At 33.0% G+C, this 24,879-nt stretch carries 24 protein-coding genes and 1 other annotated feature; of the genes, 20 read left to right on the top strand and 4 right to left on the bottom strand.

What is annotated here, in order from left to right; translation table 11 throughout:
• The 3 genes from BN1075_RS06460 to BN1075_RS06450 are packed head-to-tail and all read left to right on the top strand — an operon-like array spanning position 1 to position 2,352.
• On the top strand, positions 1-1,071 hold the full coding sequence (locus BN1075_RS06460; RefSeq protein WP_040192238.1) for a 3-methyl-2-oxobutanoate dehydrogenase subunit VorB: 1,071 nt from the start codon (positions 1-3) through the stop codon (positions 1,069-1,071).
• Positions 1,071-1,820, top strand: coding sequence for a thiamine pyrophosphate-dependent enzyme (locus BN1075_RS06455; protein ID WP_040192237.1), 750 nt, complete (start codon positions 1,071-1,073; stop codon positions 1,818-1,820). The genes BN1075_RS06460 and BN1075_RS06455 overlap by 1 nt, the downstream gene beginning before the upstream one ends.
• A 1-nt stretch (position 1,821) precedes the next feature.
• Complete coding sequence (locus BN1075_RS06450; RefSeq protein WP_040192236.1) at positions 1,822-2,352, top strand: 2-oxoacid:acceptor oxidoreductase family protein; 531 nt, start codon at positions 1,822-1,824, stop codon at positions 2,350-2,352.
• 110 nt (positions 2,353-2,462) lie between these two features.
• Here BN1075_RS06450 and BN1075_RS06445 read toward each other — a convergent pair whose 3' ends face one another.
• Positions 2,463-3,227 (bottom strand): response regulator transcription factor, encoded by a 765-nt coding sequence (locus BN1075_RS06445; protein WP_040192235.1) that lies wholly within the window; start codon positions 3,225-3,227, stop codon positions 2,463-2,465.
• Positions 3,205-4,920, bottom strand: a complete 1,716-nt coding sequence (locus BN1075_RS20670; RefSeq protein ID WP_197072280.1) for a cache domain-containing sensor histidine kinase — start codon at positions 4,918-4,920, stop codon at positions 3,205-3,207. Before BN1075_RS20670 ends, BN1075_RS06445 begins: the two co-directional genes overlap by 23 nt.
• A 226-nt stretch (positions 4,921-5,146) precedes the next feature.
• Here BN1075_RS20670 and BN1075_RS06435 point away from each other — a divergent pair, with 226 nt between their 5' ends.
• From BN1075_RS06435 to BN1075_RS20660, 14 genes are all read left to right on the top strand, one after another.
• Positions 5,147-6,925, top strand: coding sequence for a flavocytochrome c (locus BN1075_RS06435; protein WP_040192234.1), 1,779 nt, complete (start codon positions 5,147-5,149; stop codon positions 6,923-6,925).
• 289 nt (positions 6,926-7,214) lie between these two features.
• The gene (locus BN1075_RS06430; protein ID WP_040192233.1) at positions 7,215-8,531 is read left to right on the top strand and encodes an MFS transporter; all 1,317 of its coding nucleotides are present in this window, start codon (positions 7,215-7,217) and stop codon (positions 8,529-8,531) included.
• A gap of 165 nt (positions 8,532-8,696) precedes the next feature.
• Positions 8,697-9,491 carry a polymer-forming cytoskeletal protein gene (locus BN1075_RS06425; RefSeq protein WP_040192232.1) on the top strand — a complete coding sequence of 265 codons (795 nt, stop codon included), beginning with the start codon at positions 8,697-8,699 and terminating at the stop codon, positions 9,489-9,491.
• Between the two features lie 63 nt (positions 9,492-9,554).
• Positions 9,555-10,178: a DUF4004 family protein gene (locus BN1075_RS06420; protein ID WP_040192231.1), complete on the top strand. Its 624-nt coding sequence runs from the start codon at positions 9,555-9,557 to the stop codon at positions 10,176-10,178.
• 21 nt (positions 10,179-10,199) lie between these two features.
• On the top strand, positions 10,200-11,102 hold the full coding sequence (locus tag BN1075_RS20665; protein ID WP_052406433.1) for a polymer-forming cytoskeletal protein: 903 nt from the start codon (positions 10,200-10,202) through the stop codon (positions 11,100-11,102).
• 21 nt (positions 11,103-11,123) lie between these two features.
• Positions 11,124-11,348: a hypothetical protein gene (locus BN1075_RS06410; protein ID WP_040192230.1), complete on the top strand. Its 225-nt coding sequence runs from the start codon at positions 11,124-11,126 to the stop codon at positions 11,346-11,348.
• Between the two features lie 168 nt (positions 11,349-11,516).
• A complete protein-coding gene (locus tag BN1075_RS06405; RefSeq protein ID WP_148315472.1) occupies positions 11,517-11,936 on the top strand; it encodes a hypothetical protein in 420 nt (139 codons plus the stop codon).
• Positions 11,937-12,031: 95 nt separating this feature from the next.
• Entirely contained in the window at positions 12,032-12,460 is a 429-nt protein-coding gene (locus tag BN1075_RS06400; RefSeq protein WP_040192228.1) for a PPC domain-containing DNA-binding protein, read from the top strand.
• A gap of 34 nt (positions 12,461-12,494) precedes the next feature.
• Positions 12,495-13,373, top strand: a complete 879-nt coding sequence (locus tag BN1075_RS06395; RefSeq protein ID WP_040192227.1) for a fumarylacetoacetate hydrolase family protein — start codon at positions 12,495-12,497, stop codon at positions 13,371-13,373.
• 33 nt (positions 13,374-13,406) lie between these two features.
• Positions 13,407-13,946: a chromate transporter gene (locus tag BN1075_RS06390; protein ID WP_040192226.1), complete on the top strand. Its 540-nt coding sequence runs from the start codon at positions 13,407-13,409 to the stop codon at positions 13,944-13,946.
• Positions 13,946-14,512, top strand: coding sequence for a chromate transporter (locus BN1075_RS06385; protein WP_040192225.1), 567 nt, complete (start codon positions 13,946-13,948; stop codon positions 14,510-14,512). The genes BN1075_RS06390 and BN1075_RS06385 overlap by 1 nt, the downstream gene beginning before the upstream one ends.
• Positions 14,513-14,657: 145 nt before the next feature.
• A complete protein-coding gene (glmM, locus tag BN1075_RS06380) occupies positions 14,658-16,007 on the top strand; it encodes a phosphoglucosamine mutase (RefSeq protein WP_040192224.1) in 1,350 nt (449 codons plus the stop codon).
• Positions 16,008-16,120: 113 nt separating this feature from the next.
• Positions 16,121-17,050: an alpha/beta hydrolase gene (locus tag BN1075_RS06375; protein ID WP_052406432.1), complete on the top strand. Its 930-nt coding sequence runs from the start codon at positions 16,121-16,123 to the stop codon at positions 17,048-17,050.
• Between the two features lie 15 nt (positions 17,051-17,065).
• The gene (locus tag BN1075_RS20660; RefSeq protein ID WP_052406431.1) at positions 17,066-17,656 is read left to right on the top strand and encodes a GNAT family N-acetyltransferase; all 591 of its coding nucleotides are present in this window, start codon (positions 17,066-17,068) and stop codon (positions 17,654-17,656) included.
• 65 nt (positions 17,657-17,721) lie between these two features.
• Here the strand turns inward: BN1075_RS20660 and BN1075_RS06365 are convergent, their stop codons facing one another.
• Positions 17,722-18,387 carry a hypothetical protein gene (locus tag BN1075_RS06365; protein WP_148315471.1) on the bottom strand — a complete coding sequence of 222 codons (666 nt, stop codon included), beginning with the start codon at positions 18,385-18,387 and terminating at the stop codon, positions 17,722-17,724.
• An 846-nt stretch (positions 18,388-19,233) separates the two neighbouring features.
• On the opposite strand from BN1075_RS06365, the gene glmS reads away from it, so the two are divergent.
• A complete protein-coding gene (glmS, locus tag BN1075_RS06360) occupies positions 19,234-21,060 on the top strand; it encodes a glutamine--fructose-6-phosphate transaminase (isomerizing) (RefSeq protein WP_040192222.1) in 1,827 nt (608 codons plus the stop codon).
• A 345-nt stretch (positions 21,061-21,405) separates the two neighbouring features.
• Positions 21,406-22,026: a DUF1847 domain-containing protein gene (locus BN1075_RS06355; protein ID WP_040192221.1), complete on the top strand. Its 621-nt coding sequence runs from the start codon at positions 21,406-21,408 to the stop codon at positions 22,024-22,026.
• Positions 22,027-22,128: 102 nt separating this feature from the next.
• Here BN1075_RS06355 and BN1075_RS06350 read toward each other — a convergent pair whose 3' ends face one another.
• Positions 22,129-22,683: a tryptophan transporter gene (locus tag BN1075_RS06350; RefSeq protein ID WP_040192220.1), complete on the bottom strand. Its 555-nt coding sequence runs from the start codon at positions 22,681-22,683 to the stop codon at positions 22,129-22,131.
• Between the two features lie 134 nt (positions 22,684-22,817).
• Positions 22,818-23,083, bottom strand: a binding site (T-box leader).
• A gap of 546 nt (positions 23,084-23,629) precedes the next feature.
• On the opposite strand from BN1075_RS06350, the gene BN1075_RS06345 reads away from it, so the two are divergent.
• Complete coding sequence (locus tag BN1075_RS06345) at positions 23,630-24,739, top strand: DUF362 domain-containing protein (protein ID WP_040192219.1); 1,110 nt, start codon at positions 23,630-23,632, stop codon at positions 24,737-24,739.
• Positions 24,740-24,879: the final 140 nt, after the last annotated feature.

Raw genomic sequence — 24,879 nt, 5'->3', positions numbered from 1 at the left:
ATGTCAGGAAAAGTATTAATGAAAGGTAATGAAGCAATAGGACAGGCTGCAATAGAAGCTGGATGTCAGTGCTTCTTTGGATATCCAATAACACCACAAACAGAGATATCAGCATATCTATCAAGACAAATGCCTAAGATCGGCAGAGTGTTTTTACAAGCTGAAAGTGAAATTGCTGCTATAAATATGATTTATGGAGCAGCAGGTACAGGAGTAAGATGTATGACATCTTCAAGTTCACCTGGAATAAGCTTAAAGGCAGAAGGAATTTCCTATATCGCTGGAGCAGAACTTCCTTGCGTAATAATAAATATCGTAAGAGGCGGCCCAGGACTTGGCGGTATTCAGCCAGCACAATCAGACTATTTCCAAGCTACAAAAGGTGGAGCACACGGAGATTTCAACATGCCAGTTTATGCACCATGCTCTATTCAAGAAATGGTAGATTTGGTTCAAGATGCCTTTGATGTAGCTGATATATATAGAACTCCAGTTATGGTTATGGGTGATGGAATGCTTGGTCAAATGATGGAACCAGTAGAGTTCACCGAAAGACCAAAGAGAGAACTCCCTGAAAAAACTTGGGCAGCTAATGGCTTAGGAACAAGAAAAACTCATAATGTTATTAATTCTTTATTCTTAAAACCAGAAAAGTTAGAAGAGCACAATGAGCATCTTCAAAGAAAATATAAAGCAATAAAAGAAAATGAAGTTAAGTATGAATTATATAATTGTGAAGAAGAAGTTGATTTAATACTAGTGTCTTACGGAACAACTTCAAGAATATGCAAAAGTGTTATTAAGTTAGCAGAGAAGGAAGGTATAAAGTTAGGCTTAATTAGACCAATAACTTTATGGCCATTCCCAGCGGAAGCCTTTGAAAAAACTTTAAGCAATACTAAGCATGGTTATATGGCTGTGGAACTTAGCTGTGGACAAATGGTTGAAGATGTTAGACTTTCAGTTAATGGAAGAAAACCAGTTGCGTTCTTTGGAAGATCTGGCGGAATGGTTCCAAAGCCAACAGAAATTTTAGAAAATGTTAAAGCGTATATTGGAGGTGCTAGATAATGGCAGTAGTATTTGAGCCAACAAAGGCATTGTTAGATGTACCTACCCATTATTGCCCTGGATGTACTCATGGTACAATTCATAGATTAGTAGGGGAAGTACTTGAAGAGTTAAATATAATAGATAAAACTATAGGAGTTGCTCCGGTTGGATGTTCAGTTTTAGCTTATGACTATTTTGCTTGTGATATGTTTGAAGCTGCACATGGTAGAGCACCAGCAGTAGCAACTGGAATTAAAAGATCAAATCCAGATAAAATGGTATTCACATATCAAGGTGATGGAGACCTTGCGGCAATAGGAACTGCTGAGATTGTACATGCAGCAACTAGAGGAGAAAATATAGTTACTATCTTCGTAAATAACTGTATTTATGGAATGACTGGTGGACAAATGGCTCCAACAACATTACCAGGACAAGTTACAGAAACAACACCTTATGGAAGAGATATAAAAGCTAATGGTCATCCAATAAGAGTTTCTGAAATGATAGCTACTTTAGATGGGGCATGCTACGTAGAAAGAGTATCTGTAGACAATGTTCCAAATGTTATTAAAGCTAAAAAAGCTATAAAGAAAGCTTTTGAAAATGCAGAGGCTGGAAAGGGCTTCTCAATGGTTGAGGTTTTATCAATCTGCCCAACAAACTGGGGCTTATCAATTGAAGAATCTTTAGAGTGGTTAAGAAATAATATGATGCCTTTCTATACTCTAGGTGTAAAAAAAGACACAACTATGGAGGTGAAGTAATATGGCAGCACAAGATATAATTTTTGCTGGTTTCGGTGGACAAGGAATCCTTTCCATGGGTAAGTTTTTAGCTTATGCAGGAATGGATATAAACATGAATGTTTCTTGGCTTCCATCTTATGGTCCAGAGATGCGTGGAGGGACCGCTAACTGTTCAGTAATTTTATCAGACGATCCAGTTGGATCTCCAATTGTAGTAAATCCAACATCTTTAGTTGTAATGAATAGACCATCTTTAGATAAGTTTGAAAAAGACTTAGAGCCAGGTGGATTATTAATATTAGACAGTGATTTAATAGAGAGACAAATTGAAAGAACAGATATTGATGTGATTAGAATTCCTGCTCAAACAGAAGCTGATAAAATTGGAAGCAAGCAAATTGCTAACATGGTGCTTCTTGGAGCATTAGTTGCTAAAACTCAGATTGTATCTATGGAAGTATTACTTCAATCTTTAAAGGATCATGGAAAAGAAAAATTCTATGAAGTAAATAAAAAAGCTCTAGAAATTGGAGCAAGTTACGTTAAGTGAACATCCAAATCTATGATTTGGCTAATGTGAATTTACTCCACCGAACGCATGTGAGGTGGAGTTTCCTTAACTTATAAAAAATTCTCCTTGCTAAAGGGAGAATTTTTTATTTATAAATTTAAAGATTTATTTCTATATTTATTTTTATACTCTAATGGCGAAAGCCCTGTTGAGGATTTAAATACTCTGCAAAAGTAATGATGGCTTGAGAAGCCAACCATTTCAGCGATTTGACCCACTGTTAGGTCACTTCTAGTAGTAAGCATATTCACAGCAGCATTCATACGCAGTTCTGTTAAGAAGTTAGAAAAACTTTTATCAATTCTTTGCTTAATTATTCTCGTCATGTAGGATTCACTGACATGAAATAGCTTTGATAGAGTTGCAAGAGTAAGCTCACAATCTTTATAGTTGTCCTTAATATATTCTACTGCCTTAGCTGAAATTGAATTGCCATTATCCAGCTTTACAGGTTCTATAAAGCTGGGATTCTTTTCGGCAGGCATAAGAGTATCTATAGCCTTTTTTATAACATCAATAAGCTGAGTTTTATTTATTGGTTTTAAAAGATAGTCAAAGGCTCCAAGCTGTAAGGCTCTTTGAGCATATTGAAAATCATCATGGCCAGAAATTATAATAATTTTTGCATCGGGTATGTAAGGTTTTACGGTTTCAATTACCTGTAGACCCTTAATACCAGGCATATTTATGTCCATTAATATAATTTGAGGAAGAAAAGCTTTAATTATCTCAACAGCTTCTGTACCATTTGAAGCTGGCTCTGATATAGATAAAGGCAGACCAGAGGTTTCAAGTAGTTTTTTTAATCCATTTCTTATAACTTTTTCATCATCAGCAATTACTGTTCTTATCATATTTTAACTCCTTAGTTGATAATGGTATTTTTATAGTAACTGTAGTACCTTTGTTAAGAATACTTTCAATTTTAACACCGGAATTTTCACCATATACAAGTTTAATTCGTTGGTTAACGTTATATAGACCATATCCGAAATTTTCATTTTTTACATTAAGTGATTTGTTTAGTTCTTCAAGAGTTTCTTTATCAATTCCAATACCATCATCACATACTGAAATATAGATAAATTCATTATCGGCTACAACCTTTATATTCACATATCCTGGGCTTAATTTAGCTTTGATGCCATGATAAATGGCATTTTCTACTATGGGCTGAATTATTAATTTTAGCACTGTTATCTCGCTTAAGGACTTATCAAATTCAATATTAAATTTAAGTATATCTTCATATCTTTTTTGCTGTATGAATAAATAATTTTCAACATGTTTTATTTCTTGGCTTAGTGGTATAAATTCTTGACCATTGCTAAGAGAGATTCTAAAAAAGTTTGAAAGGGCTTCAATCATAGCTGCAATCTCTACAGCATCATAGTCATAGGCTTTCCATTGAAGATTGTCTAGGGTGTTATATAAAAAGTGTGGATTGATCTGTGATTGAAGAACTTTAAGCTCTGCAGAACGTTTTTCATTTTCTTCTTCATAAATTCTATTCATAAGAAACTTGATTTCTTCAACCATACTGTTAAAGCTATGAGCTAAAACGGCAATTTCATCCTTTTCTTTAGGATTAACTTCACAAAACACATCAAGGTTTCCATCTTCAATACTATTGATAGCTGTAGTTAGTTTCTTAATTGGGTTTGAAATTGAATGACTGAACATAGTACAAAGAGCAATGGAAGTTATAAGTATAAAAATCCATATAATAAATATTGAATAAATTAAATTATCTATATCCTTTGTGAGTTCTTTAGAAGAAACCATACTGCAAAGAGACCAACCGTTTGTATTAGGAATAGCAGAGTGAAAAATTACACTTTCAATTTTATTATTATTCATTATATTATAAGTTCCAACCTTCGTTGAAGTATTGAGATTGATTTTTTCCTTAAGAAGATTTAAATCTTCTATACTTATATTATCAGGCTTTTGGGGGGTGTATATATTACCGTTATTATCCATTATCCAGGATGTACAGTTATAGAAATCTATCCCTTCTACTATTTGTGATATTTTATTTAAAGAAATAGCTCCATTGATAAATCCATTTTTAACACCATTTTCATTATAAACAGGATAACAAATTAAAACTATTGGTTCATTATTAGTATGAGAGAATACAGGAGTACTAATAACGTATTCATTTGTAGATGACATTGCATGTTTAAAATATTCTCGTTCAGATACATCTATAGTTTGTTCTTCGGTTACCCAGCCTTTTCCATCAATTTTCCCAATAGCAAATGTGCCATAAAGGTTACCGTAATGTGTACTAAGTCTATCATTGAGTCTGTTTATATAGGGCTGAAGCTTATCCATATCCATATTCATAACTTCTTCAGATTGGCTTATTATACGAATTTCACTAATACGCTGATTTAACCATAGCCCAACATCTAATGTTTTAGATTCAATAAGCTGAGTATTTAGGTTATAGGTAAGGTTTTCTGTGGATTTAATAATGGTTTCCTTTGCTAAGAGTAAGAAAACTAATAAAACAAAGGTTACACAAGAGGTGAATAACATAATTATTTTGGTTCGGAGCTTCATTAGCGTATTCTATCCTTTCTTTAGTTAAATTAGTTCGTAAAAGTACAACTTTGTGAAAAGAATTACAAATACAAAGTGTACAACCTATACTATAATATAAAAAGAATGATAAGTATATAACAATGTTTGCTCGAGTATCAGGTTATAAGTTGATTTGAAAATCAATGAGATAGAATATAAAATGCTAAGGAGAGAAATTTTAATGAGAAATAAAAGAATAATTACACTTGTCCTTTGTGCTTTAATGAGTGCCTCTATAGTAGGATGTGGAAGCAAAAATACAGCAGGTAAAAGTGGAATTCCAGATGGAACATATACCGGAGAGGGAAATGGAAAAGGTGGAAAGATTGTTGTTGAATTAACAATGAAAGATGAGAAAATAGAGGATATTAAGGTTAAAGAGCATGGTGAGACTCCAGGATATGCTGATGCTTTAGATAAAATGTCTGCAGAAATGGTAGCTAAAAATACTATTGAAGTTGATATGGTAAGTGGAGCTACTTTAAGTTCAACAGGTATATTAGAAGCTGTTAAGGATGCGTTTAGTAAGACTGGTGTATCAGCTGATAAATTAGTTGCTCAAGAAGGACAAGCTGAAGATGAAGTTCGTGAAGCTGAGTATTCAGCAGATGTAATTGTACTTGGTGGTGGTGGTGCTGGATTAACTGCTGCAATCGAAGCTGCTCAAAATGGTGCATCGGTAATATTAGTTGAAAAGATGCCTATGGTTGGAGGAAACACTTTAATTTCAGGTGGAGAAATGGCTGCTCCAAGTAACTGGCTTCAAGGTGAAGAAGCAATTGAAGATAGTAAGGACCAATTTTATGAAGATATATTAAAGGGTGGAGATAATGAAAATAATCCAGAGTTAGTAAGAGTATTAGCTGATAATGCAACTGAAGATGCAGAGTGGCTTAGAGATGAAGTTGGAGTTACCTTTGAAGATTACATGTTATTCTTTGGTGGTCACTCAGTTAAAAGAAGTCTTGTTCCAAAGGATGCAAGTGGAGTGGAGTTAATAGAAAAGTTATCTGCAAAGGCTGAAGAGCTTGGAGTTATAACTCACTTAAATACAGCGGCAACTGAATTAGTGCAAGAAGATGGTAAGGTTGTAGCTATTAAGGCTGACTACAAGGGTGAAGAAATAAAATATAATGCTACTAATGGTGTAATAGTTGCTACTGGGGGATTTGGTTCAAACTTAGAAATGAGAGTAAAGCATAATCCAGATATGAATGAAAAAATTCTTTCCACTAATAGTGTAGGAAGTACTGGAGATGGAATTGTTATGGCTGAAGCTTTAGGTGCTGATATAGTTGATATGGAATACATCCAAACATACCCAACTTGTGATCCGGAAACAGGAACACTTCTTTATGTTGGAGATGTAAGATTAGAAGGTCGTTCAATTCTTGTTAATAAAGAAGGTAAGAGATTTGTTGAAGAATTAGAAAGAAGAGATGTAATCTCTAAAGCAGTAGTAGAGCAGACTGATAGTGTATCTTACATGTTCTGGGATGAATCTGCTATGGAAGCAAGTAAAGTCAATGTGAAACATAAAAAAGAGTATGATCAATTAATCGCAGAGAAGAAGCTTGTAAAAGCGAATACAATAGAAGAAGCAGCAGAATTCTTTGGAATTGATGCTGAAGAATTAAAGAATACAGTAGCTAAATATAATGAGTATGCACAAAATGGAAAAGACCTTGAGTTTAACAAAAGAGGAGAACTTGTACCATTTGCTGAAGGTCCATACTATATCATGAAATCTAAACCAGCTATACACCACACTATGGGTGGAATTAAGATTAATACAAATGCTGAAGTTGTAGATAAAAATGGTGAAGTAATCAAAGGGTTATATGCTGCAGGTGAGGTTACTGGAGATATTCACGGAACTAACAGACTTGGAAGTGATGCCATAGCAGATATAACTGTATTTGGTAGAATTGCAGGAAGAAATGCTGCAACTGTAAAATAAATATAAATTAATAATTTATATAAACAACCCTTAATAAAGAATACCCCTATAAACGGTACTATGAGATTAAAAAGTTAATTTCATAGTACCGTTTTGTTTTATTTTAATATAAATTGTCGGAAAGTTTGATGAGAGTAACGAAACAAACCTATTTACAGCGTAACAATGTTATGTTACGATTAAAATATAGTAAATGAGGTTAATAAACAGCTATAAAATGAAGTGCTAGCTTAAATAAGTTATTTTTATTTAAGTTATGTAACATTATTACGTGAAAGAGGTGTTAAGTATGGAGGAAAATCAAGGGGGAGAAAAAAAGATTAAATTATGGAATAAGGATTTTTTCTTGTTATGGCAGGGACAGTTGGTATCTTATCTAGGAGATGTTATTTATTCTTTTGCATTAAGCTTTTGGGTGTTAAATGTAACAGGTTCTACAGCATTAATGGGAATATTGCAAGCAGCATCAATGGCTCCTAGATTAATCATAGGGCCTTTTGCTGGAGTTCTAGTAGATAAGTGGGATAGAAAAAAGATTATAGTTATAGCAGATGTTATAAGAGGGGTTTTATCTACCTTTGTTGGAATTGCAGCGCTTAGTGGTTTCTTAGAAGTTTGGATGGTTTTTGTGGTTGGAGTAGTTACAAGCGTATGTTCAGCGTTTTTCAATCCAGCAATAACTTCTGTAAAGCCTGATATTGTAGATAAGAGTAAATTGGTTAAGGCAAACTCAGTTACAAGTTTAGCGCAGGCTGGAGCTAGTTCTCTCGGAAGTGCTGTTAGCGGAGTGATATATGTAGTAGTTGGTGCTCCATACATGTTTTTATTTGATGGAATATCTTATTTATTCTCGGCTTTTACTGAAATGTTCATAAGTATTCCAAATATAAAACGTAATAATGGTGAAGTAACTTTTATTGAAGATTTTAAAAGTGGTTTATCTTTTGTGTGGAATTTTAAAGCTTTAAGAAACATGTTTATTATAAGTTGTGGACTTAACTTCTTCTTCAATGCGGCTTTTGTACTTATGCTGCCACTATTTAATGAAGCAAGTTATCTTGGTGCTGAGAAATATGGATTTTTAATGGCAATGAGTTCTGTTGGAATGATAATAGGAAGTGGACTTTTGTCAGTAGTAAATATTAAAAATAACAAAAGATATCTTATAATTGTAGGGACATTTTTACCTATGGCAATGCTGTTTTTATTAATTCCTATTGTTAATAATTATTATATAATTTTAGCAGTAGCAACTATATCCTTTGCTTTGAATATTATGGGAAATACAATTTTTGATTCTGTACTAATGACTATTATACCTGAGGAAAAGAGGGGAAAAGTATTTGCCTTAATTAATACATTTTCTATGGGACTTACTCCGCTTGGATTAGCAGTTGGTGGAATTCTAGGAGAGATTCTTCCAATAAGAATAGCTATGCTTATCCTACTTTGCTGTACACTATTATTAACTTTGGCATTCGCGTTTATTAAGGGGTTAAGACCAATGATTAACTTTGATCCAGAGGTTGAAGATGTTGAGACTTTAATAACTCGTACCAATAAAATAAGTTATGGAGAAAAAAGTTGTCAAGTAGCTGCTGATTAGAATAAGGACTAACGTAGTTTTATCAGAAAATAGATTAGAGATGAGGTTATCTTATTTTAGGTTATTTATGAAGTATTTTAATAATAATTTCTATGAAATGTGTGAATAAGTGAACTGAAATAAAATAGATATATACAAATAATGAGGTGAATCGGAGGATATATTATGGAAAATAATCAAATTGGAGATTTAAGAATATCAGGTAGTGGAAGTGCTGGCGGAGGAAGATATAATGTGGTATCTATCAGTGGAAGTGGGAAAATTATTGGAGATTTAAACTGTGAGAGATTTAGAATCAGTGGAAGCGGCAAGGTGGATGGTTCAATTACCACTAATGATTTTGGAATCAGTGGAAGTGGAAAGGTTACAAGAGATCTAAAATGTGCAAGGGGCTCTATAAGTGGTAGTGGAAAAGTTGAAGGTTCAGTGTATGGTGGAAGTTTTACTATAAGCGGTAGTGGGGTTGTTGAAGGCAATTTTAAAGGTGATGAATTTACAATTAATGGGTCTGGAAAGGTTGGAGGCAGAATTAGTGGCACAGCTGTTAAATTATATGGAGCTGTAAGTGTAGGACAGGGAATCGAAGGGGAAATTATTGATATTAGAGGTTCTTTAAGAACAAATAATATGGTTAATGGAGATCAGGTAAATATTGAAGTTGGTGGCAGAACAGAGATTGAAGAAATTGGTGCTACAAAGGTTACAGTATCAAAAGGGATACAAGGCAGAGGGCTAGTATCTAGATTTTTCTTAAAGATGTTTGGAGGAAAAGATTTTGATTATTTAGTAGCTAAGACTATTGAGGCTGATGAAATTTATTTAGAAAATACTATAGCAGATGTAGTTAGAGGTGGTAAAATAATCATTGGTGAAGGCTGTAAGATTAAGAAGATAGAATACAGTGATAGCTTTGAAGTGAAGAGTGAAACATCTATTATAGATGAAACTATTAAACTTTAATAATATTAAGAGAACTTTAACCAATGAAAATTTATTGTAAGCCATTTATGGAGGGAATAAAGAATGGATGAGGAATTAATTTCTAAAAAAGAAATATTGGATATGACGGGAATATCATATGGACAATTGTACAGATGGAAAAGGAAAGATTTAATTCCAGAGGAATGGTTTATAAAGAAGTCTAGCTATACGGGGCAGGAAACCTTTTTTCCAAAGGAAAAGATAATTGAAAGAATTAATAAAATAATAGAGCTAAAAGATGAGATGCCATTAGATGAATTAGCAGAAGTGTTTTCAGATAAAACAGTAGTTAATGATTCAGGTGAAGAGTATCTTCTTCAATGTGGAGTAATTACAGCTGAAGCATTGGTGATTTATAAAGATATGTTTGGAGTTAAAGATGAATATAGCTTTAAGGATATGCTTATTATGTATGTCTTGCAAAGTCAGCTGGATTCAGGGGTTTTATCAATTAGTGACATAGAAATCTTGGTAAGATTCATAGACAAAGAATATCCTAAGTTGGAAGCAAGTAATGGTACAGTGTATTTTATTAGAAGATTAGGTGTAGGAGTATGCTTAGCCGCTTTCAATGAAGGTATCCTTGTAGATGAAAGCAGTAAAATTGTTGGAGAAGTTAATATAAAGATTGCAAGTGAAGCTATAAAGTTTAAATTAACACTTTAGAATCAATGGGGGTATTGTGAGATGAACTTAGAGGAGTATAGTGATTTAAAAATAAGTGATGACATTGATAGCAATGGTGGGACTTATAGAAATGTGCAAATCAGTGGGGATGCTAATATCAATGGAGACGTAACCTGCAAAACGCTTACCATAAGTGGAGATGGTGAGATAAGAGGGAGGATTTATTGCCAGGAAGATTTCAAGATTAATGGTGATGTAGATATAAGGTCAAATGTCAGCTGTGGAACCATGAAGGTTATGGGAGATGCCAATATTAAAGGTAGTATAGCTATAGGTGGGGACCTTAAAATATATGGAGACATGGACATTGAAGGAGATATAAACTGTGAAAATGCAAAAGTCATGGGAGATTTAGAGGGTAAACAGAGCCTTCTTTGCAGAGGAAATGTAACTATTATGGGAGATTGCACCTTAGGAAAGGATGTTAAAGGAAAAGAGATAAAGGTATATGGAGATATTGATAGGTGTGAATCAATTGTAGGAGAAGAAGTAAATATATACGGGGATGTAATAGCTGAGAAGGCTATTGAAGGAGATAAATTATACTTTCATGGAGAAGTTGAGTGTAATGGTTTAGTTAATGGAGAAGAAGTATATATAAGCATGCATGGTGACCATAAGATAAAAGAAATTGGTGGCAAGAAAATCAGAGTATCTGATGACATGGGGAAAAAGAAAAAGCTAAGTATCTCTTTATTTCCGTTCAGTATTTCAAAAGGCAGTGGACTTTGCTGTGACTGTATAGAAGGCGATGATATTATGCTTAAAAATTCAAAGGTTAAGATTGTTAGAGGTCACAAGATTATAATTGGTGAAGGCTGTGAGGTTGATAAGGTGGAATACACAGGGGAGCTTCTTGTTCTTGATAATGCAGTAGTAAGAGAAAGTGTGATTATAGAATAAGAGATAAATGGGGAATAGTTTATGAGGATTAGAGCTGAGATTGTAAATGATAATATCCATGCAAAGGATATTAGTAGGTATAAGGATGAATGGTTTTTCAAAAGCGATGGACATACATTTGTAGAGCCTTCATATGAAAAACAACATCGAGAATCAGTGGAGCGAATTTTTAACCATATAAAAAGTGGACTAGAAAACTTTATTCCTTGCAATGTTGAAATATGGGAAAAATTATTCTTCAATTGAAGAGAAATCATAGATAACGTTACTATTAATCTTATAGTAGGATATCCAGAACCCTATGATGCAACAGTTTTAAGGGCACTCAATAGTGAGAGTAGTGTTATTCTTGATTTAGGATTATGGACAAAATATGAGGGCAAATGTGATATTCCAAGTGTAGTTCATAGCTTGTTGACACATGAATTGTGTCATGTATGTATCGGGAAAACTATACAAGGGATTGATGAGGATATTGAAAGTGAGAATTACTTAATAAATTTAGATGCCAATACCTTTCATGAGGCTTTTGCTCATTTAATATCCTTTGAAGATAAAGATATCAATGAAGTCCAATGGGATACTGAAGAGTGGCAAGGGGTAAAAGAAAAATGCAGAAAGACAATGAGAGTAGCTTTGGTTGAAACTGATATTGATAAGCAACGCGAGTTTTTGAATGATGCTATTTGTGGAAAATATAAGGAAAAATATGCTGCAATATCTGGAATGTTTTATCTTGTGGATTATTGGAGAGAAAAAGGTTTAGTGGGGTTAGAAGAAGTATTTAAAAGTGGATATTGTGGATTTGCAAAAAAGACAGCTGATGGATACTAAAATAAATAAGTTGGAAAGAATAACCTACGTAGTGATATAATCAATACGTGGGTTTTCTTCTGTGAAAACTAAAATGTAGTAGAGGAGTGATGGATATGGAATATAGAAAATTTGGCAATCAATATGTGGTTCAAATCCCAAGGGGAGAAGAGTTAATTGAAAAGCTCACAGAGCTTGTGGAGAAGGAAAATATTAAACTAGCTTCAGTTTCAGGTATTGGAGCTGTGGATGAGGTTAAGATAGGAATTTACGATACTGTAAATAAAAAGTATGATAGCATAACATATAGGGGTGATTTTGAGATTTCTGCATTGGTTGGAAACATATCAACCATGAAAGAAAAGCCATATTTACATTTACATATTACCATTGGAAACGTGATGGAAAATAAATTCTACTGTGGACATTTAAATTATGGAGTAATAAGTGCAACTTCAGAGATTTTTATTACTGCTATAGATGGAGAAGTTGACAGAGAATTTAGTGAAGATATAGGATTAAATTTAATGAAATTTGATAAATAACCTTAGGGATTAAAGTTAAAATGGGGGGATTCAGGTGAAGTTAATTACATTTGAAAAGAATAATGTGCAATACTTGGGGCTTGTTAAAAGCAATAAAAGAGAAGTTGTAGACTTAAATAAGTTAGGCGTAATAGAGAAAACTATGCTAGAGTTTATAAAAAGTACAACAGGTGAAAAATTAAAGGAGTTAAGTCAGAAGGCTGAGGGTGTTGTAGGTGAGGATATTGAAAGGGTGACTTTGTGTGCGCCGATACCAGTACCAGAGCAAGATATAATATGCCTAGGAATTAATTATATGGATCATGCTGAAGAGTCAGCTAAATTTCATAATGAAAAGTTTGAGGGGGAAAGACCTTATGCAGTTTATTTCTCAAAAAGGGTTAATGAAGCTGTACCACATGGAGGCTTGATAGAAAGTCATAAAGAGATTGTAGATAGTCTTGATTATGAGGTGGAATTAGCTGTTGTAATTGGTAGGGATGCTAAGAATGTTGCTAAAGAGGACGCTTATCAGTATGTGTTTGGATATACTATTCTTAATGATGTAAGTGCTAGAAATCTTCAAACAAGACATAAGCAATTTTATTTTGGTAAGAGTCTTGATGGATTTACGCCTATGGGGCCTTGGATTGTAACTTTAGATGAATTTAATCATCCTTTAAGCCTAAAAGTACAAGCAAGAGTTAATGGTGAACTTAGACAAAATAGTTCAACGGATAAGTTGATTTTTGATATACCACACGTTATTCATGAGCTTAGTCAAGGTATGACGCTAAAGGCGGGAACAATAATATCCATGGGAACACCTTCAGGGGTTGGAATGGGTTTTGAGCCACCTAAATTTCTTAAATCTGGGGATGTTGTGGAGTGTGAAGTAGAAGGAATTGGAGTTTTGAAAAATATAGTTTTATAGTGGAACTAAAGAAAGGGAGAAGGTGGAATTTAGATGAGAGATCTTTGGGATTTATTTTTAACCTTTTGCAGAATTGGAGGGTTAACATTTGGAGGCGGATATGCTATGCTTCCAATGCTTCAGAAAGAAGTTGTTGAAAATAGAAGATGGGCAACAGAAGAGCAGATAATGGATTATTATGCTGTTGGCCAATGTACGCCAGGAATTATAGCTGTAAACACAGCAACTTTTGTTGGATATAACAATAGAGGTGTGTTAGGGGCGATTGCTGCAACTTCTGGAGTTGTATTTCCATCCTTAGTTATTATTATGATAATAGCAGCTTTTATTAGCAATTTTGCAGATTTAGCAATAGTTCAGCAAGCGTTTGCAGGAATAAGGGTGGCTGTTGGAGTTCTTGTTTTGAATGCAATAATAAAGCTTTGGAAAAGTGGAGTAAAAGATGTTGTGGGGATTATAATTTTTGCAGTAACATTTGTTGTTTCTCTTATATTTAGTTTGTCACCAGTATATGTTGTCATTGGAGCCATTATTGTTGGTATACTGGCAGGTAGAAAAAGAGGTGTAAATTAATGAATATTTATATATTGCTTTTTCTTGAATTCTTTAAGACAGGGCTATTTTCAATTGGTGGAGGGCTTGCAACACTTCCATTTTTATATGATATAGCAGATAAATATCCGTGGTTTGATAGAGCTGTACTGGCTGATATGATTGCAGTTTCAGAATCAACTCCAGGTCCTATCGGAATAAATATGGCAACTTATGTTGGTTATGAAACAGGTGGGATTTTAGGTGGAATTCTTGCAACAGTAGCATTAGTTTTACCTTCTGTTATAATAATTATTATAATTGCAAAATTTTTAAATAAATTTAATGAAAATAAGATTGTAAAGTCGGCTTTTTATGGCTTAAGACCGGCAGTAACAGCATTAATTGCAACAGCAGGCTTTGAGGTTTTAAAAATATCCATTTTTACCTTTGAAAAGTTTGCACAAAGTCATAATATTGTGGACATAATAAATATAAAATCTACTGTGCTATTTGCGAGTCTTTTCTTTATAACTAAAAAATTTAAGACACATCCACTAGGAATTATAGCAGGATCAGCGGTTGTAGGGATTATATTTAAGTTTTAAGTTCACTAAGAAACTTTTATTGTAGAGATACATATTTTGTATTATAATAGCTTTTGTACACGCAGGTGATGGACAAGAAGTGGAAGCTAAGTAATATGTAGCAAAACAATTTTGATGAAAGAATGCGTATAAGAGGAGAAAAAATATGAGTAGAATGTTTGGAACTGACGGAGTAAGAGGAGTTGCCAATAGTGAACTTACAGCGGAACTTGCTTTCCAATTAGGAAAAGCAGGAGCATGTGTATTAACTGAAGGAACTCACAAGGCTAAAATATTAGTTGGAATGGATACAAGAATTTCAGGAGATATGCTTGAGCATGCCTTGATAGCTGGAATTTTATCAGTTGGAGCTGAAGCAATATCAGTTGGAGTTGTACCAACACCAGCAGTTTCGTATTTAACAAGAAAATATGGAGCAGATGCAGGAGTTGTAATTTCAGCATCTCATAACCCAGTAGAGTATAATGGAATAAAGTTCTTTAATAAAGATGGCTTTAAGCTTACTGATGAATTAGAGGACAAGATTCAAGCATTAATAGAAAGTAACTTTGAAGGCGTAGAAGTTCCAGTAGGGGAACATATAGGTAGAAGAACAATCGTTGATACAGGTGTTCAGGAATATGTTGATTTTGCAATATCAACAATTGAAGGCAACCTAGAGGGATTAAAAATAGCAATAGATTGCGCTAATGGAGCAGCATATAAAACCTCAGAATTAGCACTTAAGAAGCTTGGAGCTGAAGTATTTGCAATTCACAATAAACCAGATGGAATTAATATAAACAGACACTGTGGTTCAACACATCCAGAAGATTTGATGAAGTTTGTAAAAGAAAACAATTGTGATTTTGGACTTGCTTTTGATGGTGATGCAGACAGATGTCTTGCAGTTGATGAAAATGGGGAACTAGTTAATGGAGACCATATGATGGTTATAGCTGCAAAACACTTAAAAGCTTTAGGACAACTTAATCATGACACCGTTGTTGTAACTGTTATGAGTAATCTAGGATTGCACATAGCTTTAAAAGAAGCCGGAATAAAAACTGTTTCAACAAAAGTTGGTGACAGATATGTATTAGAAGAGATGGCGAAGGGCGGTTTTTCAATAGGTGGAGAGCAGTCAGGACACGTTATATTTCTAGATTTCAATACAACTGGTGATGGATTAGTTTCAGGATTACAGCTTGCAGCAACAGTTAAAGAAACGGGTAAGAAATTAAGTGAATTAGCGGGTGGAATGAAGGAACTTCCACAAGTTCTTGTTAATGCAAAAGTACCAAATGATAAGAAAAATATTCATGAGGTAGATGATGAAATAGCAGCGGATATTAGAGGAATAGAAGCTAAAATGGCTGGTTCAGGGAGAGTATTAATCAGACCATCAGGTACAGAACCATTAGTGAGAGTTATGCTAGAGGGTGAAAACCAAGCAGAAATAGATAAGATAGCTCATGAGTTAGCTAAAAAAATAGAGGTAAAAGCAAACTGCTAATTTATAGACGGAAGAAAATATTTTTTCTTCCGTTTATTTTTTATTGATTATGAACGTATAATAAAATATGATATACTACAAGTAGATGCAATTGCCTTTAGGAGGAAATTTAAATGTTAGGGTATGTGATTTTTGGGGGAGTAGCCTTAGTTATCGCAGGCTTTTTTATATTTTCATGGTTATTATCCAGCAAAGTTATTCATCCTTTGGTTAAAAACTACCATGATACTTATAAAAGATGTGTAGATCGTAATTGTTTAGATGAAAATTTATATAACAGTTGGAATAAAACCGATTTTTATATATCATCTGATTATGGGTACAACCTATCCTGTGAGTTGTTAGAAGATGATAACTATGAGAAATTAGGAGAAAAAATTAAGGTCATGATATTAGTTCATGGTATAACCTGGAGTAAATATAGCTCTATAAAATATGCTGAAATGTTTATTAATCGAGGCTTTAAGGTTTTAATTTATGACCATAGGAATCATGGACTGAGCGGAAAGGCTCCTACAACTATGGGGTATTATGAGAAATATGATTTAAAAAAGGTTGTTGATTGGTGTTATAAAACTTATGGAGAGGATGTTCAAGTGGCTACGCATGGTGAATCTATGGGGTCTGCAACTGTTCTTTCTCATTTAGAAATAGATGAAAGACCAAAATTTGTTATAGCGGATTGTGGATATTCAGATTTGCATAAGTTATTAGAGTATCAATTGAAGCAACGATATAAGCTGCCAAGTTTTCCTTTTATACCATTAGCGGCAAAGCTTGTTAAAATGAGAGCAGGATTTAATATCGAAGAGGTAAGTCCAATAAAAGTTGTATCTAATACAGATACACCTATTTTATTTATTCATGGTGAAGACGATGATTATGTTCCAACTTATATGGGGAAAGAGTTGTTTGACGCCAAAAATGATAAAAAGGAATTGTATATTGCACCAAAAGCTAAACATGCTGAGGCTTTGGTGAAAAATATAAAACAGTATGAAAAAGTCGTTAGTGACTTTTTAGATAAATATTATAATCATTAATGGAGGTTATTGGAGTTGGGATATAGTATTAAAAATTTAAGTGATTTGGATGAAGAAAGCTCGAGGAATATGTCTAGAATTTTCATAGAGAGTTTTGGGCATATGTTTGAAAAGTTTTCTAATGATAAGGAAGCATTAATAGAATGCTTTGAAAAATCTTTTATTTATGACATGATATATGTTGCCTTAGATGGAAAGCGAGTAGTTGGCTTTATTGCAGTTTCAAATTGCAAGGGGCGAGTGGTAAATGTTAATAAAAAAGAGTTTTGTAATCACTTTGGAAAAATAAAAGGAGCAATTTTTAGCTGGCAGCTAAAAATGATTATGAGAAAACCCGTAGTGAGTGAGCCAAATCAATGCTATATTGATTTTGTAGCGGTAGATAAGGACTACAGAAGAAAAGGTGTTGCTATAGAATTGTTTAATTATATCCATGAACATTTGATTTTTGATGAATTTAATTTAGATGTTTTAACTACAAATCCGGAAGCGCAAAAGCTTTATGAAAAGCTTGGCTATAAGGTTGATAAAGTAAAGAAAAGTATTATGACAAGGAGTCAGGGCTTAGGCAATTTAGTTATTATGAAGCATAAGATAATACTGTAAGAAATATATATTAAAAGGTTCTAGGATTGATAAAATCAAATCTAGAACCTTTTTATGTGCAAGATTTATTTTGTTTTTGTTGAACTGCTGCTTGAACCAGACTCGCTAAGTTTACTATTTATTATTGAGTTTTCAATAATAGTGTAGAAAATAACATCCTCAATGGCTATGTCACTATTATCTATAATATCTAAAGTGAAGTTTGAGGTTGGGCTAAAGAAATTTCCATCGATTACATAATCAACCTCACCATCATTATCAAAAATTTTAAAATCCTTATTTAAGAAGAAAGAGTCAGGTTTACCAGTACCTTCTTTTTCAAAGTCACTATTGTAAAAGTACTGTATGCGCTTTATTTTCCACCAATCTTTTAGTTTTTCTTCGCCAATGTAGCCAGTAATAGTTTGGGTACTATCTTCTATCTGAGCAAGTCTATCGATTGATACGTTGAAAAGTTTCACTTGAGTTAATCCAAGTCTTTTAATTTGGCTTTCTTTTTTTATGATATTGCCATGGATATCCTTAAGCTCTAGAACATCTCCAAAGAAAGGAAATAATTTTCCTTTAACCTCTCCAATTAAAACACCATCGCTCATAATGTAATAATGTTTTCTAATGGATAGAATTTTCTTTTCCATAGCAATTTCTTTAGAACTTGAAAGTATTTCTTCAAAGCTCTGGGTATTAGGATTAACTAAATTTGTAGATTCAGTTCCAAATACTCTGTTCATTTGCGCCTGGTGCAAAAGAAAGATCCCTAGTATTAAGCCTGCTATTATAATTAGAATTGTATTTATAATTTTATTTAAAAGTTTCATAGTATACCTCTAGAATTTTCATATATTATGTATGATTAAATAATTATAACATTGATTTGAATTATATTCTAGGTTCGCAGGGAGCTGAAGAGTGCGTATATGATATGTCGCTGTCCATAGGATATTTAGAAAGATTAAAAAAATAGCAATATACTTATAAAAAAATACAAAAAAGTAACAATAATATTTAAACATTAAATTAATACCATTGACCAATAGATGTATTGTGAATATAATAAAATGAGGTTATTGTTAAAAGTGGCCAAGATTATCCAAGAGATAGGCCAATATTATTTAAAAAGTCACTTTAAAAACCTAGTGAAAAATGATATATATTTTAACTAAAACTAAGCGCCAGGGCTAAGTGGACGAGTTATAAGTTTTTATAAACACACGGACACGTAGTTGACGAGGATGGGGAGTATCGAGGTTTCGGCGGATGCCCCACGGTATCGCACTACCGTTAACGATTGATAAAAGCAGAAAGTGATTTTTGTTACAAAGCAATCATGTGTAAAACCTTAACTAAATGTGGATAGGTTGATTAGTATTTTTTAAGATGTGGATAGTGTTTTATGTAAATGGTTAAAGACTATTTAAGCACCTTCTTTTAGTGTTCTCAATAATATGGACAGTAGGAGACTTGCATATTATTACTAAGATTCATACTTAAAGGTTATACTAAATCAAAGGTTTTTCTTATTCATGTAGAGGTATTTCTAATTAAGAATAAAAAAGACATTTAGGGAGGAAAAAATTATGTGCGGAATAGTTGGTTATTTTGGAAAGAGAGAAGCGGCACCTTTATTAATCGAGGGGTTAAGTAAGTTAGAGTACAGAGGATATGACTCTGCAGGGGTTGCTATATTAAACGAGAACGGTGTAAATGTAGCAAAGCGTAAAGGCAGACTTGCTAACCTTGAGGCGGCATTAGAGGAAAGCCCAATTGAAGGATATGTTGGAATAGGGCACACTAGATGGGCAACACACGGAAGTCCATCAGATGTAAATTCACATCCTCATACAAATGGAGATGGAACAATAGCTGTAGTTCACAACGGAATAATTGAGAACTACATTAAAATAAAAGAGTGGTTAATGACTAAAGGATATACTTTTAAATCACAGACAGATACAGAGGTAATACCAAATCTAGTTGATTATTACTATAAAGGTGATCTTTTAAATGCTGTTATGGAAGCAACTGAAAAGTTAGAAGGTAGCTATGCTATAGGTGTTATTTGCAAAAATGAACCAGATAGATTAGTTGCAGTTAGAAATGAAAGCCCACTTATAGTTGGTCTTGGTGATGGAGAAAACTTCATAGCTTCAGACATACCAGCAGTATTAAACCAAACAAGAGACGTTTATCTTTTAGAAAACAAAGAATTCGTTGTAATGACAAAAGATGGAGTTAAGATTTATGGCGACTTCGAGAAAGAAATCGAGAAGGAAGTATTCCACGTAACTTGGAATGCGGATGCAGCTGAAAAAGGCGGATATGAGCACTTCATGATGAAGGAAATTCACGAGCAGCCAAAGGCAATAAAAGATACTATGGCTGGAAGAATTGTTCCAGGTCATCCAGTAAATATAGATGATATACACATTACAAAAGAGCAGATTGAAAAGTTGAATAAAGTTTATATAGTTGCCTGTGGAACTGCTTACCACGCTGGAGTTGTTGGAAAGTATGTTATTGAGAAGCTTGCTAGAATACCAGTAGAGGTTGATATAGCATCTGAATTCAGATATAGAGATCCAATTATAGACCAAAATACTTTAATGATAGTTGTAAGTCAATCAGGAGAAACTGCTGATACTTTAGCTGCTTTGAAAATGGCTAAAGAAAGAGGCGCAAGAGTTATTGCAGTAACAAACGTTGTTGGAAGTTCAGCGGCTAGAGAAGCTGATGATATTTTATATACTTGGGCTGGACCAGAGATTGCAGTTGCTTCAACAAAGGCATATGTAACTCAATTAATAGCAATGTATACAATAGCTTTATTCTTTGCAGAGCAGAAGGGTACTGTTGATCCACATGACTTAGAGGATATGAAGAAGGAAATGTCAACTTTACCTGAGAAGGTAGAAGCTGCCTTAGCATCTGAAGAATCAATCCACGAATTAGCTAAGAGAATAAAAGAGCATACTGATATGTTCTTCTTAGGAAGAGGTACAGATTATGCTGTGGCAATGGAAGCTTCATTAAAGGTTAAAGAGATATCTTATGTTCACTCTGAAGCTTATGCATCAGGAGAATTAAAGCATGGTCCTATAGCTCTTATCGAGGATGGAACTATAGTTGTAACTTTAGCTACTCAAAATGATTTATTTGATAAAACTGTAAGTAACATGAAGGAAGTTATAGCAAGAGGTGCTAATGTAATAGCAGTAGCGCAGGAAGGCCATACTGAAATCGAAAAATCTACTGAAAATGTAGTATTTATACCAAAGGTAATGGATTTATTTACACCAGTTGTAGCAATAATTCCAATGCAGCTTTTATCTTACTACCTATCAATTGAAAAAGGCTGTGACGTGGATAAGCCAAGAAATTTAGCTAAGTCAGTAACAGTAGAATAATAAATAATATATAAAAAAATGAGCTTTTACAAATAGTAAAAGCTCATTTTTTTACTCAAGTTTTAATTGAGTATGTGTAAATTAAATACATAAAGAGGAAATTCTTTTTCAGAATTTCATCAAAGGATGGGTGATGCTAGATGGGGGTCTAACATCTTTCATGAAAATTACTTTGATATTTTAATTATAGACAGTTTTTCATAATTATATACAAGTGGATTTGAAGATATAAAAAATTATATTATTAAATTAATAAAATAGTAAAGAGGTTTAATACAAAACATGGATAATATGTTTATAATTAGTATATAGGAAACATGAATGGGAAGATTAGGGGGAATGAGTATGTTTAACTGTTCAAAATGTGGTTTTCATGGATGTTCGAGCAGAAATCTAGAAAAAAGTCTTGATGAGTGTCCTAGCAAGAATGAAAAAGTTCAAAGTAAAGCTATGGAACTATATAAAAATGAAGAGAATTTGATGATTGCTAATAATGCAGCCTTGGTTGAGGCTGAAGGGTATTGTAAACAAACAAGATTAGAGGAAACTATTAACTTCATGAAGAAATGTGGATATAAAAAAATTGGAATGGCATTTTGTGTCGGACTTCAAAAAGAAGCTAGAGATGTACAGAATATTTTAGAATATCATGGATTTCAAGTTTCTTCAGTGCTCTGTAAAAATGGAGCATATCCCAAGAGTGATATAGGAATAAGTCAAGATCAGACTATTAGAAACTGCAAAGACGAAGTTATGTGCAATCCGATAGGACAAGCGTTACTTCTTAATGAAGAGCATACGGATTTTAATATTATTTTAGGATTATGTGTAGGACATGATACACTAGCGATTAAATATATGGATGCTCCAGTTACAGTATTTGCAGTTAAAGATAGAGTAACTGGACATAATCCTTTAGCAGCAGTATATTTATCACAGGGATACTATCACGATAAACTATATTAATAATATATTTTAGATGTAAGTAGTCTTTAAAGGAGCATAGATAAAATCTAGCTCCTTTTTATCTAACTATAATATAAAGGGTTAATCAACTACGAAAGTTTTCTAGTTGACTAATGAACTTCTTTTTAATGAAGTTAAAATTATTTTAAATAAAAACATACCACAGGCTGTGTTTAAGAATGTTGTTGGAACTACAATGGTTAAGAATAAAGCACTGAATGTAGTTGGAAGACCTACTATAAACATAGCAGAAGTAAGGAAGGTTGTGCCACTTATAAGAGTTCCTATTGGAAGAATTATACACATTAAAAGACTATTTTGTTTTATAGATTTTAGAGTATTTATTGACTTAATCTTAATAAGTAAAGTTAATAGAATATAAGTAATTTGAAAAGTAACAAGTTTATCAATTATATTGGGTAATTGTCCTCCAGGAAATTTTGTTGTCATAGCAGTAAAAATTCCAGTAATAATAGAGGCCACAAAACAGGATTTATAATCATCTTTATTTAAGATGATTATAATAAAAAGCATAGCAAGAGCCATATCTGGCTGCATAGGAAATCCTAAGGCTGGTGTGATTTGATGTAGAATTGCCCCTATAGCCAGCAGTAATGCATTAAGAACCATTTTGTTAGTGTTTAAATTTCTTTTCATAAAAATATTCCTCCTAAAATTTTTAAAATAATTTATCCATTCACTTTCATCACTTGCTGATTCAGCATAGGTTCACAACATCAAAATCACCTCCTCGATAATAAAAAAGAATAAAAAAAAGCTCCATCCTAAAAATATAGGACGAAGTTAACCGCGATACCACCTAAATTGCATAATATAAATAGAATACTACATGAATTATGCCACTCATTTTCAAGTACTAACATACTTTATCTGCTATAACGTGCAGCCCACGGTAAACACTACTCCCCCATAAAATCGGGTTTCGAATTACTCCTCAAAGGTCCATTCACTAAATTTTTTCTTGCTAGACTCTCACCAATGCTAACTCTCTGTATAGAAGCTAAATTTAGATACTACTCCTTATCAAAGGATTAAAATATAATAAAATGAAACTCATTTCAACATTAGTTTGAATGAGTAAATTCATCTTAATAGTATAATATTTGTTTTATTACATATTGTCAACTAAAATTTCTATAAAAAGTATAATTATCACGGATATACAAATTAAAATCTTACATATTTTATGGAAATACTTACTTTTCAAATGTTAAATATGTCAGGGTGATTGAAAATAACTCCAAAACAATATGATGATTTAATATAGAGAGTAATTACTATTGCTTTGAGATAAAATATTCAAGGGTAAAGGATGAGAGTGGTTGTGAGGCAAAATCGATTTATACCAAAGGTCCTATGCAGAGATAAATAAGAGTTTGGGTGTATTCGCATCAAGTGAACAGAGGATATGATTTATAATTTGGTTCTATAAATGTGAATATATTACACAATGAAATTAGAACAATGTAAAAGTAATAATTAGTATGTTAAAATAAAAATTGGATTTAAGAGTATTTTTAGTATATTATTGGGTTAATACTTTTAAGGAAGGTTATATAAAAGAAACGGGGGAGCAAAAAATATGGAAAAATCTAAAGTTTATTTTGGAAACTTAAGAACAACTTCAACAATGAATTTACTTCAAAAGCTTGAAAAGCTGGTTAAAAGAGCGGGTATTGAGGAGATTGACTTTAAGGAAAAATTTGTTGCAATAAAAATTCATTTTGGAGAGCCTGGAAACCTAGCTTATTTAAGACCTAATTATTCAAAGGTTATAGTGGACTTAATAAAGGCTAATGGTGGAAAACCATTTTTAACAGATTGTAATACTTTATATGTTGGAAGACGAAAGAATGCATTAGAACACCTTGATGCTGCATATGAGAATGGATACAATCCATTTACAACAGGATGTCATGTTATTATTGCAGATGGTTTAAAGGGAACTGATGAAGAACGTGTACCAGTTGAGGGTGGAGAATACGTAGAAGAAGCTAAGATTGGCCAAGCAATAATGGATGCAGATATCTTTATTTCTATGAACCATTTCAAAGGACATGAATCAACAGGGTTTGGAGGAGCTTTAAAAAATATTGGAATGGGTTGTGGTTCTCGTGCTGGAAAGATGGAAATGCATTGTAGTGGAAAACCAACAATTGGTAAAGAAAGATGTGTTTCCTGCGGAGCTTGCAAGAGAATTTGTGCTCATGATGCAATTTCTTTTGATGAAAATAAGAAAGCACAGATTAATCATGATAAGTGTGTAGGTTGTGGAAGATGTATAGGTAACTGTAACTTTGATGCAATAAGAAATTCAGAGTACGCTGCTAATGATATTTTGAATAAGAAGATTGCTGAATATTCTAAGGCAGTTCTTCATGGAAGGCCACATTTCCATATTAGCTTAGTTATAGATGTATCACCATGCTGTGACTGTCACAGCGAAAATGATGCAGCTATTATACCTGATGTAGGAATGTTTGCATCTTTTGATCCAGTAGCATTAGATATGGCTTGTGTTGATGCTGCAAATAAGCAAAAGGCAATTAGCACAAGTTATCTAGGTGAAAAGCAACACCATACTCATGATCACTTTATAAATACTCATCCAGAAACAAATTGGGAAGTATGTATTGATCATGCAGTGAAATTAGGTTTAGGAAATAAGGAATATGAATTAATAGAAATCTAAAATTATATTTATTATCTATAAGAAAACCCTAGGAGCTTTTGCTTTCTAGGGTTTTAAATTATCAATGTTGTTTTATAGAAGCTCAACCTTACCTTTAAATTTAATCCAGTGTTTTTTTATTTCTTTATTGTGAGTGTTTA

It is taken from the genome of Clostridium culturomicium (assembly GCF_000821305.1).
Lineage (GTDB): Bacteria > Bacillota > Clostridia > Clostridiales > Clostridiaceae > Clostridium_J > Clostridium_J culturomicium.
The sequence above is the reverse complement of the archived record's forward strand: the minus strand, read 5'-3'. Positions and strand labels throughout refer to the sequence as shown.